We start from the raw sequence: 13,085 nt of genomic DNA on the forward strand, positions 1-13,085 counted from the left end.
CATTTAAATCGAATATAATGGATCGAAAGACGCCATGGTTAAATGTGATGTGCTCTAAAATCCCGATAACCGTTATAAAGAGTCTCAGACGGAAGAGGGAATCTGAACATTCTCACCGCAATCACTCACATCTTCTTCACACCTGTATTCTCTGCAGATACCATGAATTTGATACATTATTCCTGACCCACAGTAAATTCGGAGACGCTTTCACATTGCAGAAGAAATCCGACTTAAGGATTGAGAAAAATCTTGACAGTTCGTAAGGTAAAGCGATACCGTAAGATAATAAAACAGTGCCATGGAAGACAGTGGAATTTTTTCCTGCAGCGACAACTGAGTTATTTTGAACGTGCAAGTAGAATTGGAACGCTGATTCCCTGAATCTGCCACTCGAAAATGGCAGATTTGATTGGTATCTGCTCAATATTTATCGTATGATTTATAGTGATCCATATCCTCATTCCGCTTCGTTCGGAACCAGAATAGCAGTCGGCAGTTAATCACAGGAAATCTATTCGGCTGCCATAGAGTTATTTGCCTTATTTGTGTAATATTTTCCTTGAATGTAACGCTCCCAATTGAAGTCGAGAAAACCCTGTGCTTCTGATTGTACTGGGGTTCGAGCAGAACGTTGAATGAAGGAACTTTCCGTGCGACAATCCATATGCTCGTATCAGGCCGTTTCAGGAATTGAAATGCTGACCGCCAGAGTGTGTAGACATTCTCTGCTGGCAGTCGGTCTGTTACTGTGTTCCAGTTCGTTACTTCTCGGCCAGCAACCGGCAGACCCCAATGCATTGAATGTATACAAAGAGTTAATGTCTCCCGACGAAGCAGTCAATTTTCGAAAAAATAAACTAAGGGATTTCGATAAATTGTTGCGGGGTGGAAAAATCAGTTCTGCTGAAGACAAAAAACTGATTGCCGAAGGAGCGAAATACCACGTCTACCTGATGACCTTCAAGCAGGATCCTAATAAACCGGAAAACGAGACTGACTTGAATAAACTGCGGGCCAATATCCTGCGTGATATTAATTTTTCCGGCAAGATCTCCGGTAACTATCAGGCACGCGAACTTTATCTCGAAGAACTCACAAAACGAGCCCAGGATCTGCTCAACAATCATCGCCTGGTTCGGTTCAGTGCCGCCGTGTTACTTTCGCAACTTGATCTGCGAGATGAAGATCGGCAAAAGAAAAAGGAGCGTGTAGCTTACACATTGGCTTATGTGCCCCTGGTCAAAGTTCTGAATGATAAATCTCAGACAACAGAGGTTAAGATTGTCGCTGCAAACGGACTGGCTCGAATCGGACAGACCGGAAATCCGACCAACCAGTTACGGGTTAAAATTGCAGAAGAAATCATTGATGAGTTGATGCAGTCAGTCAACGAATTTTCCTGGTATCAGCGCAGCCTGATAAATGCGCTCGGTTCCATGGGTATTACCGATAACCTCGCGCGACAGCCAATCGTCACCGATGCATTACTAAAAGTCATGAGTAACGCAAAACGGACCTGGGAAGTCAGGTCTACTGCTGCTGAGAATCTCGGTAAGCTTCCACTCAAAGCAAATGCAGACATCAAACTCATTACCTATTCCATCGTGGATCTGACACGAAAGATGATCCAGGCTTACAATGGCAATCCTAACGCATTCTTCTGGAAACGCTGTTTCTGGAATGTCTATCTAGCCTTCAAGCCCGAGAACGCAGCTGATAACACTGGTTTGTTCAAACAGCAGGTCAATCAGACAGTTGTGAATGACGCCTACAAACAGGTCATCAAACCGATCTCTGCCATTCTGCAACCAGGTGTGAACCCCAAAATCAACGCTGAGACCATCAAGGGAATGGATGACTGGTTGAAGAAGAATCTCCCCAAAAACTTCCGGGTCGCTCCCGTACAAGCCAAACCTCAGAACCAGCAGGTCGCTGAAGGAAAATAGTCCTTCTCTTTTCTGCTTAGTCACTCGGACTGACAGTTTCCTCTTCTGAATGCTCAGCTAAAGATATTCCTCTGATTCTGATCAACCACCCCGCTGAACGTCCCTGCTTTTTCTATCACTTTTCAGTAGAATAGCAGCATGCAAATTACAGACATTCGCGCGATACAACCCGCTGGAAATAATTCTCCACCCGACTGGCGTACCAGCCTGGGCCAGATTCTCGTTGCCATTGATACCGATGCCGGTATCACAGGCTATGGAGTCGGCGGTGGAGGCCTGGCAGGACAACACGTGGTCAAGACTGTCCTGCGCGATCTTCTGCTCGGCCGAAACCCGGAAGAAATTTCACAGCTCTGGGGCGAAATGTATCAGGCCACTCTGGCTTTTGGTCGCAAAGGCATCGCCATCATGGCCCTCAGTGGAGTGGATCTGGCTTTGTGGGACCTGCAGGGAAAGCGGGAGCAACAACCGGTGGTCGAGCTTCTGGGAGGCACTCCTGAAATAAAAATACCAACCTATCACACGGTCTGGTCAACAGAGGATCTTACTGCGACCGGGGAGCACGCCGGTTATAAACTGCATCTCGGAAAAGTCGCTGCTCCTGAACAGCGCGATTTGATGGTCGCCTCCATCGAACAGGCACGGAACCGCATCGGCAATTCCCCTTTACTAATGGTTGATGCCTGGATGAAATGGGACATTGAATCAACAATCTCCATTTCGCAAGCGATCAAACCGTTTCAAATCGAATGGATTGAAGAACCATTATCCCCGGATGATCTGGCAGGCTATGCAGTACTTAAAGAAAAAACGGAAGTCCCTATCGCTGGTGGCGAGCATGAGTTTACTTCAGAAGCGTTTCGCCCGCTCATTGAGCAGAAACTGCATACCGTGCTCCAGCCCGATGTCAACTGGTGCGGTGGTTTGACGGAACTGATCAGAATCTACACAATGGCTAAGGAAGCCGGCTTACGTGTCTGTCCACATCGTGGTTGTGAAATCTGGGCGTTGCACGCCATCACAGCACTGGATTCCCAGCCACTCGCAGAGACCGGTCGCCCCTGGATGACCTGGGTTAAAGGACAACCTGACATCAGGCAGGGTATGATCGAAGTTTCGGATCGTCCCGGCTTTGGTCTGCTATTTGATGAACATCATCTGCAACTTGTAAACTGAATCACCTGTCTTGAATTTTAAATGCGTGAAGCCCTGCCTATTATGAGAAATCAAAACCTGCTGATCATCAATTCCCTGAGTTGTTTTATAAGCATCCTCATGTTTACCGGCTGTAGCCACGAAGCATCCCCGGACAAGACAGCCCAGGATACAACCCCAGATCCACCAGTCCCGACAGCACCTGCCGGGCCTGTCGTTCTGACAGAACAGGATATCCACGAACGCCTGAAGAAAAATAATCCCGACTATCAGAACAATGCCGAGTTCGGGAAACAAAAGGGAGAAATCATTTCAGCCAAACTGGTCGGAGTGGAAGATATTTCTGCTCTGAAAGGTATGAAACTCCAGTTTCTCGATCTGATGAACTGTCCCGTTTCTGATTTACGTCCGCTGAAAGGCATGGATCTGCAGTACCTGGATCTTACACATTGTCCGGTCACTGATTTGAGCCCGCTGAAGGGCATGAAAATACAGGAACTCTATCTGGAAGGGTCGTTCGTCAGTGATCTCAGCCCCTTACAGGGCATGCCCATTCGCATTCTCAGGATGGAACATACCCCCGTTTCAGATATTTCACCACTGGAAGGCATGCCCCTCAATCAACTCAATCTGTTTGACACAAAGGTCAAGAATCTGGGTCTGATCAATACACTGCCCCTCAAGACGCTCTGGATTCCCAATACGGAAATTACCGACATTTCCCCCCTCAAAGGCATGCTGCTGGAAAGCCTGGATATTCAGGACACGAAGGTCGCTGATCTCTCCCCATTGCGGGGCATGCAGTTTCTGCGACTGAACCTCGCGAATTCCGCTGTGACCGATTTGACGCCTCTGAAAGGAATGCCTCTACAGCGTCTGATTTTTACCCCTGCCAACATCACAAAAGGCATGGATGTAATCAGGGATAATCCGTCGATTCAAGGTCTGGGCGCCAGTTTTGATACCGTCAAAGCCGCGGATGAATTCTGGAAAGAATACGATGCGGCCCAGACGAAACCGGAGAAGGAGAAACCGGAGAAGCAAAAGACTGAGTAATCACCAGTGATTCAGTCAATCGACAAGATACTGCTGATTCTGAGAGAACAGATCCGATTTCCAGATCTTCAGTCGGTTTAGCCAGAATTGCAGCATCACTGCCAGTGTCAGTATTCCATAACGGGCGCTGCGTCTGAAATTGATACTTGATGCTTCTTCAAAATAACGAACCGGTACCGGGATGTCGCTCAGCTTAAAACCAAATCGCACTGCCTGCGCCAGGAACTGAGTGTCGAAAATAAAATCATCCGAATTCTTGTCGAAGGGAATCGTCTCCAGAACTTTGCGGCTGTAAGCACGAAAGCCACTGTGAAAATCTCCCAGGTTCTGACCCAGGGCAATATTTTCGACAATCGTCAGAAAGCGATTCGCGACATATTTATAAAAAGGCATCCCCCCCGACAGGGTCTCCGCCCGGGTTCGAATGCGTGAACCTAGAATCACATCACAAATCCCCAGCCGAATCAGTTCGGTTGCCACAGGGATGACCCGACTGTCGTACTGATAATCAGGATGGATCATCACGACATAATCTGCTCCCGCATCCAGGGCATAACGATAACAGGTCTTCTGGTTTCCACCATAGCCTTTATTTCGTTCATGCTGAATCACCGTTAAGCCCAAGCGTTTTGCGACTTCGACTGTATTGTCACTGCTGCAGTCATCAACCAGTACGATTTCATCTACTGAGCCCTCAGGGATATCCGCCACCGTCCGTTCCAGGGTACTGGCAGCGTTATAGGCGGGCATCACAGCAATGACTCGCCCACGGACCGACAAGGAGTTGTTTGAGATGGAATCGGGGTCAGACATAAGATATCAAATTCAGAACGTTGTTGATGAGCTGTTCATTTTCCAGATACAGAACAGGGATACCGCAGGTAGCAGTGCAAGACCTCGCTCGAAATAAACGGCGTGAACTGGTCGCACTCGGGATTGCATTGTTTATGAGTAGATCTGCATAAACAAGTCAAAACAGCCTCGTTTTAAGGATTCACTTAAACCGGGGTCGAAGTCAGGCTGCAAACTCGATTGCGCCCTTCCGCTTTTGCCTGATACAGGGCACTGTCCGCAGCAGCTAACATCGCCTGAACACTATCCATTATGTGGGGGGAATAGGTCGAGATCCCCAGGCTCGCTGTAACTGGGATGTGCACTTCGTTAAATTTGATCACGCTGGATTCAATAGAATGACGTATCACTTCAGCGATTCGCTCCGTACCCGTCAGTCCCACTTCTGGTAACAGAATTGCCAATTCTTCACCGCCATAGCGGGCAGCAATGACATTATCCGATGAGCGAATCTCTTGAATGCGTTCTCGCAAAATCTGCGCGACCCGTCTCAGGACTTCATCTCCAGCCTGATGACCATAGGTATCGTTGACCGATTTGAAGTGATCCAGGTCGATTAAAATCAGTGAACAGGCCATCTCGGCTGATTGGGCCCGCTGAAACTGATCTTCAAACAGTTCATCAAACGAACGTCGATTGACCAGTCCCGTTAAACCATCCTGTTTCGCCTGACGTTCAATGGTCGCATGGCTGAGCACTTTCAACAGAGTATTGGATAAAAACTGTGAAGCCCAGGAGATCAGCCTTAATGATCGTTCATCATAGGGTTGACTGTCCTGACTGGTCAGACAGAGCACACCAATACGTTTCCGGTTTGTGATCAGAGGTGAAATCAGAGCGGCCCCCACCAGAGAGCGAATCCCATGGTTTTCCAGTTGATCACCCGAAAGAGAAGTATTTTCCCCTGAGTTGAGCCCCAGTTGCACCAGGTTCATCTCATGTTCACGCCAGCGGGCTTTGACACCGGACTGAAGCGTGATTCCACATTCGACTATCGCCTTGCAGCCACTCACATCGCCGGGCGTTGAAAGAAATAGACCTGCTCGGCTTGAATTGGTCAGTTGTCGTAATCGATCCAGAAACTCTTCCAGCATAATCACGGGAGTCTTGAACTGCTGGTCTGCTAAAGAACGCAACTCGAGTTGTTCACGTGTCACGCGTAACTCAAATCGATGCGATTCAAAATCCTGATTCTTGACAATATTGCGAGACACACAGATCAGCAGTCGCTTCGCCAGTTTGATCTGCTGTACTTCATCAACCCCTTCAGGATACAGATCCGTTGTAATAAAGATTCCTGAGATATCTTTTTTATCATAGACGGCCAGCAGGCACAGCTTTTGGATCCGGGCTTTGTCCTGATCGTGAAAACATTGATACACACTCGATTCCCGGAGTTTTTCACCACGCAGTACAAGCACATTCTGATTCCGCAGTTGCTTCAGTAAACTCCGGTCAATGTCATATACGGCTTTCGTGTTGCGCGAAACACCCCGTGATTCACGAAGCTTGAATTCGCCATCAATGTGATTCAAATACAACCCAAACCCATCTCGTAGTGAAGGAACATATCGTTTCAGGAGCAGTTCGATTGCCTGATCGAAATCGGACTGCGATACGAACTCTCTCAAGATATGATTCTCGATCAGCGTCATCGCCCGATCAGACTGAATATCCTGTAACTCGACTTCAAATTCAGATAGATTACGCTGAAACTGTTCGTTCTCTTTGCGGACGGCTGACATCTTGAGTGTGTACACAATATATTGCAGCAGACAGACACCAGCGATGGCCGCAACACTGGCATTTGTGACGCCCTGCGACACATTGTGAGTGAATACTTCGATGATTGATGCTATAAGGTAAGACAACTGAGCCCTGCGCTTTCTAACCTGCAAATGCGATTCTATCTGATGAATCCCGCGGAATCTCTACGAGGTTCACTCAAAACCTAGCCCAGAAAATGCCGTTTGATGAACACATTTTCCAGACAGCTACAATGATTTGAACTCATCACTTTGCCTGATCCCTGAATTCGTTATAATCCAGATAAACCGATATTTTTCGCTTTCGATTTGGACTCCGTTATTCTCTAATAAGGTGATGTCAGTCGCTTATCGAATCTAACACTTGTCTCTGAAACAGGATGAGACTCAAATAAGTGCTCCTCCAGGCATCGCTGACACAGGTATTTACCGTTCCTAATACTTTTGACAAAGCGTCAGGTCTTCTATGAATATTTTGAATCATTTCCGAAACTCCTTTCTTCAGATCAGATTGCCGAAAACCTCTCTGCTTCTGGTAATCACACTCAGCCTGATGACTGCTCCCTCAGCCTCTGCAGAGGATCAGCCAGAAAAAAATGGGACAAAAAAAGCAGAAGCAGGTGCCAGCACAAAAGCAGAGAAACAACCCAAAACGAAATGGATCTCTCTGTTCAACGGTAAAAACCTGGATGGCTGGAAGGTCCCTCAATTCGGAGGGGAAGGTGAAGTCCATGTCGAAAAGGGAAACCTGATTCTGGAAATGGGCGTCGATCTGACCGGCGCCACTCTCGTCGACACGAAAGATTTCCCCCTGACGAACTATGAAGTCGAACTGGAAGCTATGCGCGTGGATGGAACCGACTTCTTCTGTGGACTGACTTTTCCTGTTAAAAAAGATCCCTGCTCCTTTATCCTGGGAGGCTGGGGGGGGAGCCTGTGTGGTATTTCCAGCATCGACGGAGATGACGCATCACAAAACAGCACGACCACGTTTCAGACATTTAAAAAGAATCAATGGTATAAAATTCGTCTACAGGTCACCGACCATAAGATTCAGGTCTGGCTGGATGGAAAACAGATAGTCGATCAGAATCTGAAAGATCGCAAAATCTCAATCCGCCACGAAGTTGAACTCTCCCGTCCCTTCGGCATCACCTCTTTCTGCACGACGGCTGCTTTGAAAAATATTCGCATAAGGAAACTGGATCCCGCAGAAGTCGCCAAAACTGCACCACAGAAATAAAACCACACGTTGATTTTGATCAACACTCCGATGGATTACGTCATCATACGACAGGAACACCGTGAGATTTGTCCCTCTCATAAGCCGTTTTATCAACAGCCTTTAGATAGACTCACCCGTTTCATCGAGAAAGTGGTATTCCTTTTGCGTTTACCCTGCCAGAGAAAGCCTGGGAATTCTTCGTGATTCCAGGCACCGGGTCATTTCACTCTCAAGGTAGAACGGCATTCCATTGAATTCGCAAATTACCGCAGAAATCGCAGCAGTCATTGCATCTCAAAGTCTTTCGCTCATTGAAGGGGCTGGCCCTTTTTCGTCCGATATACTCTGTGACTTCTGGTATCACGGGCAGGAACATCTGAAGCTCAGGCGACGTGTCCTTGAGCCATTGGCTCAATCAGATTCTCCTGGTGAACTCTCGGAATCCGAACTGGAAGCCATTTTTAAAGATTTCTTCGCGGAAGAAATGCTGATCCGTGTTGTCACGACAGTTCTCGCTGTGACCGATCAAAAGCGGAAACAGCGTCAGGCCGAACCCATCGCCCGCAGCCTCTATCTGGCATTTCTGGATCTGAAACGGATCGTACTGGCAGTGATGGTGGCAGAAAATCATCTGAGCCTCGATGCCCTTAAACGAATTAATACCACGAGACGCTCAATCGAACGCTGGACCGACCTGATGCTGGGGCAGTTTGTACTGCGGTACAACATGCAGGAATTTGCCCACGATCCGGAACGCTCGCGCGATTTTGGTGAAGACCAGTCTACAAACCTCAATGCCCCTTCCCCCGTTCAGACCTGGGACCTGATCACTGCCGGTTTACGAATTTCATTCCCGGCCGGACTGACCAGTCAATGCAGCGACCACTGGGAAAAAATGCTGGCAGCCATCATGGCCTGCTATCCTGAAGAGTGTTTCCATCAGTCTGCCACGATGAAATCAATCCAGCACATTCGCATTGCACGCAGTGGACTCGCCGCCGAAACACATCCTGGCAATATTCCAGAATTATTTCGTACACTGTTACCTCACACTTCCTCAAGCAATCAAAATCATCCTCACTTTAAACCTGCAGATCTGAAGCAGCAGGAACCGAAATCCTCTCCCCCAAAACAGGGAATCAGCTTCTCACATTTCCATAAGAGAAGTTCAAAAGGCCCTCATTTCTAAATCGTTCCAGCCGATTGAGAAACTTTTGAATTTCCCGGTTGACTTAATTTGCTCTGCAGGAGTATGATTTACGCGTTGGTTTTCTTCGATGGAAATTCGATAGAAATCATATTTTAACCCTTTTGGAGTTTCTCCGTGACACATCGGTTTGGTACTTTTAGCTTTAATTCAGTGCGGCTGTCTTTTTTTACAGCCTGGCACTTTTTGAGCTATTGGTTTACCGGAACAGGTTACCTGACCGATCGAATACATACCGTTCTTAACTGATGAACAAACCCTGAAATCGATTGGCCCTGTAACCTCACTGGTTACAGGGCTTTTTTTATTCCCTGAGACTGAATTAGAAATGAGTCAACGCCATGATTGTTGTGATGAAACCCAATGCCACTGAAGAAATGGTCCAGGCCATGGTCAGACGCGTCGAAGAAATGGGGCTGAAGGCCCACGTCATCATCGGTGAAGAACGAACCGTCATCGCCGCTGCAGGCATCAAACGCGACGGGCATCAGGAAGTACTGGAATCCTGTGCTGAAGTCGAAAAAGTCGTCCCCATCATCGCCGCTTATAAGGTCGCCAGCAAAGAAACCAAGCCAGAACCTACGGTCGTCACTACACGCGACCTTACAATTGGTGGTTCGCATGTCGGCGTGATCGCCGGCCCCTGCTCGGTCGAAAGTGAAGAACAGATCCTGCAGGTCGCTCACCAGGTCAAAGCCGCTGGTGCCACCGGACTTCGTGGCGGCGCCTTCAAACCCCGTACCAGCCCCTACTCTTTCCAGGGAATGAAAGAGGACGGCCTCAAACTCCTCGCGCTGGCTCGTGAAGAAACCGGTCTCGCCGTCGTCACTGAAGTCATGACACCAAACCATGTCGATCTGTTATGCAAATATGCCGACGTCCTGCAGATCGGTGCCCGCAATATGCAAAACTACCATCTCCTGCAGGCGGTCGGCGAAACCCGCCTGCCCGTCCTGCTGAAACGTGGCCCTTCCGCCACCATCGAAGAGTTCCTGCTCGCCGCCGAATACATCCTCGACCAGGGAAATCAGCAGGTCATTCTCTGTGAACGTGGCGTCCGTACATTCGAAACCCATACCCGCTTCACACTTCCACTGGCCACCGTTCCTTACCTGCATGAACGCACCCACCTGCCTGTCGTCATCGATCCCAGTCATGGAACGGGCATCGCCAGCCTGGTCCCTCCCATGTGTGCCGCTGCGATTGCTGCCGGCTGTGACGGCCTGATCCTGGAAGTTCACCCGGACCCCTCCCGCGCCATGAGCGATGGAGCCCAGTCTCTGACACCGGACGCCTTCTCACAGACGATGGATCTCTGCCGCAAGGTTGCAGCAGCCGTCGGGAAAGAATTAGGATAAGCGGACCATCTCCACTCATTCACAGCAACCTGTTCCCGGGAGTCCGTTCATGAAGCTCTGTCTTTTTTCAGTCAGTTATGCCGGTTTCTGGGGACAGCATGCCTTGAGCTTGAATGAATTCATCTCGCAGTCAGCAAAACTGGGCTACGATTCCGTGATGCTCATGGGAAAACGTCCTCACCTGGCACCTCTTGACTGTTCTCCGGAACTGATTGAATCCATCAACGGTGCCCTCAAACATCATCAGATTAAATGTGCAATCATCGGCGGCTATACCGATTTCGCTGGCTCCGCTGCAGCCGAAGTTCCCCTGGTCGAACTGCAGATTCAATACGTTCAGCAACTCGCGGAAATCGCCAGCCAGCTGGGTGCTTCAACCGTTCGCATCTTTACCGCCTATGATTCTCCCCGACAGACACCCCAGGCACTCTGGAATCAAACGGTATCCGCGTTACAGGAATGCTGTGACCGGGCAGCGGAATACGATGTCACCCTCGCCGTTCAGAACCATCATGATGTCGGCGTGCATTCCGATGCCCTGCTCGAACTTCTGTTTGATATCGACCGTCCCAACTGCAAACTCGGCTTCGATGCCTGGTCCCCTGCGCTGCGCGGCGAAAATCTGTTTGATGCCGCTCGCAAAATGGCGCCCCACACCGCCATCACAACCAACGCCGACTACATCAAACTCCCTCGCTTTACTTACCAGCCCGACCTCATCAACTACCAGCGACAGGAACCAGACCTGGTCCGTGCTGTCAAATTCGGCACAGGTTTCATCGATTACTCATCCTTCTTCCACGGTTTGAAAGAAGGTGGCTTCAACGGTATCGCCACCTACGAAATGTGTTCCCCTGTCCGTGGCGGAGGCAGCCTCGATAATCTGAATGAGTACGCCAGCGAATATCTGAGCTGGATGAAAACACATCTGCTCTGAATGATTCTGTAATCACTTCTCTCCGGGAAGAAACTTACTCAACTTTTCCACAACCTTCGGCTTTGACTTTGCCAGATTCTCAATAGGGTCTGGATTCTCTGTAATATCATACAGCTCAATTTTGGTCGGCTTCCCTCTTTTCATGCTCGCCGTCATTCGATACTGCTGTGTGCGCACACTCACTGCGTCATTCCAGTAACTCAGCGCCGCTTCACGAATCTCGGTTTCCTCACCCGTCAGAATCGGTTTCAGACTCATACCATCCAGCGGATATTCTGTCTTCCGAAATGCAGGCTGACATAAATCAATCAGCGTAGGATAGATATCCACAGTCTCCACCAGAGCAGCCGACTTCAACCCCGCCTCCGCCACACCAGGCGCGCGGATCATCAACGTACTCTTCAAAGCCCGCTCCAGTGGCGCATGCTTCGCCCACAATGCGGAATCCCCCAGAAACCAGCCATGATCACCCCAAACGATAACAATCGTATTCTCGCGCATCCCCAGTTCATCCAAGGCTGTTAAGACTTTGCCCACCTGCCGATCAGTATAACGCACACACGCCAGGTAACCTCGTCGCACATTCTCCCGCGCCTCGCGTGACAGGGGTCGGGTTTTCTCAAACTCCATGTCGTAATTGTAAAACTCGCCGCTCTTATGCCAGTACGCGGATTCTGGTTTCTCCGGATGAGGGACCGGCGGGATTTCTACATTCTCAAATGCGTCCCAGTCCTGTTTCGGCGCGACAAATGGCAAATGCGGTTTGAAGAATCCCAGTCCCAGGAAAAAAGGCTTGCCCCCCTCTTTGTATTCACGCAGTTTTTCAATCGCCTGCCTGGCCAGCAGACCATCGGGCAGTTCTTCATCCTGCTCGACTTTGAACTCCATCAGGTCCCGGATTCCGCTGCCATCCTCCCGACTGCGTCCATTCGCATACGCAAAAAAGATCCCCCAGCCCCGCTTCCAGGAACCAAAAGGAGTCGCCAGTTCATCCCATGCGTGAGGCAATTCGTCACGACCATCACCTGTTCCGTTATACTCAAAGACCCGGCCGTCCGCCGTATGGGAAATCTTGCCGATACACGTCGTCTGGTACCCACTCCGCCGAAACAGTTCCGGCATCGTCTGCGCCCCGGCTGTCTGATTCACAGACAAGGCGGAGTCCCCCTGGTAAAATGCCTGGTTTTTGCGCGTCACTCCAGAATTGCGGGGGCTGCGCCCCGTCAGCAATGCATAGCGTGATGCGCCACAAGTCGGCACCTGCACAAAATGGTTCGTAAACAGTACTCCTTCCGACGCCAATTGATCCAGCGACGGACTCTGCACATAAGGCAGACCGTAACACCCCAGCTCTGTTCGCAAGTCATCAATCGCAATCAGTAACACATTGGGTTGCGAATTATCCGAAGTTTCAGCAGCGGAAACAGCGCCCACCCCAACCAGGGAACCCCAAAAAAACAATAGATTGTAAATAATATTTCGAAACCACATTATTCTATAACGTCTCCAAACAGGATGTACGAGGTAACCGCAATTTGACACAATAGTATGATAACAGACTGAAGGAGATTTTTCTTTAG

General features: G+C 49.3%; 10 protein-coding genes. 7 read left to right on the top strand and 3 right to left on the bottom strand.

Annotation, left to right across the window (positions count from 1 at the left end; translation table 11 throughout):
• Positions 1–653: 653 nt before the first annotated feature.
• The 3 genes from GmarT_RS18845 to GmarT_RS18855 all read left to right on the top strand — a co-directional run bounded on the left by GmarT_RS18845 (position 654) and on the right by GmarT_RS18855 (position 4,160).
• Positions 654–1,949 (top strand): HEAT repeat domain-containing protein, encoded by a 1,296-nt coding sequence (locus tag GmarT_RS18845; protein WP_149303088.1) that lies wholly within the window; start codon positions 654–656, stop codon positions 1,947–1,949.
• A gap of 138 nt (positions 1,950–2,087) precedes the next feature.
• Positions 2,088–3,125, top strand: a complete 1,038-nt coding sequence (locus tag GmarT_RS18850) for a mandelate racemase/muconate lactonizing enzyme family protein (protein WP_002646286.1) — start codon at positions 2,088–2,090, stop codon at positions 3,123–3,125.
• A 42-nt stretch (positions 3,126–3,167) separates the two neighbouring features.
• A complete protein-coding gene (locus GmarT_RS18855) occupies positions 3,168–4,160 on the top strand; it encodes a leucine-rich repeat domain-containing protein (RefSeq protein ID WP_149303090.1) in 993 nt (330 codons plus the stop codon).
• Between the two features lie 15 nt (positions 4,161–4,175).
• On the opposite strand, the gene GmarT_RS18860 is transcribed toward GmarT_RS18855, so the two are convergent.
• Entirely contained in the window at positions 4,176–4,973 is a 798-nt protein-coding gene (locus GmarT_RS18860) for a glycosyltransferase family 2 protein (RefSeq protein ID WP_002646284.1), read from the bottom strand.
• Positions 4,974–5,158: 185 nt separating this feature from the next.
• Complete coding sequence (locus GmarT_RS18865; RefSeq protein ID WP_149303092.1) at positions 5,159–6,883, bottom strand: sensor domain-containing diguanylate cyclase; 1,725 nt, start codon at positions 6,881–6,883, stop codon at positions 5,159–5,161.
• A gap of 448 nt (positions 6,884–7,331) precedes the next feature.
• Here GmarT_RS18865 and GmarT_RS18870 point away from each other — a divergent pair, with 448 nt between their 5' ends.
• The 4 genes from GmarT_RS18870 (at position 7,332) to GmarT_RS18885 (ending at position 11,505) form a co-directional block, all read left to right on the top strand.
• Positions 7,332–8,021 (top strand): 3-keto-disaccharide hydrolase, encoded by a 690-nt coding sequence (locus GmarT_RS18870; RefSeq protein ID WP_157158940.1) that lies wholly within the window; start codon positions 7,332–7,334, stop codon positions 8,019–8,021.
• 232 nt (positions 8,022–8,253) lie between these two features.
• Complete coding sequence (locus tag GmarT_RS18875; RefSeq protein WP_002646281.1) at positions 8,254–9,192, top strand: hypothetical protein; 939 nt, start codon at positions 8,254–8,256, stop codon at positions 9,190–9,192.
• A gap of 359 nt (positions 9,193–9,551) precedes the next feature.
• Positions 9,552–10,568 (top strand): 3-deoxy-7-phosphoheptulonate synthase, encoded by a 1,017-nt coding sequence (gene aroF, locus GmarT_RS18880; protein ID WP_002646280.1) that lies wholly within the window; start codon positions 9,552–9,554, stop codon positions 10,566–10,568.
• 49 nt (positions 10,569–10,617) lie between these two features.
• Positions 10,618–11,505, top strand: a complete 888-nt coding sequence (locus GmarT_RS18885; RefSeq protein ID WP_002646278.1) for a sugar phosphate isomerase/epimerase family protein — start codon at positions 10,618–10,620, stop codon at positions 11,503–11,505.
• A 12-nt stretch (positions 11,506–11,517) separates the two neighbouring features.
• Here the strand turns inward: GmarT_RS18885 and GmarT_RS18890 are convergent, their stop codons facing one another.
• Positions 11,518–12,996, bottom strand: a complete 1,479-nt coding sequence (locus tag GmarT_RS18890; RefSeq protein ID WP_002646277.1) for a sulfatase — start codon at positions 12,994–12,996, stop codon at positions 11,518–11,520.
• Between the last annotated feature and the right edge of the window lie 89 nt (positions 12,997–13,085).

It is taken from the genome of Gimesia maris, assembly GCF_008298035.1.
In the GTDB taxonomy this organism is placed as follows: Bacteria; Planctomycetota; Planctomycetia; order Planctomycetales; family Planctomycetaceae; genus Gimesia; species Gimesia maris.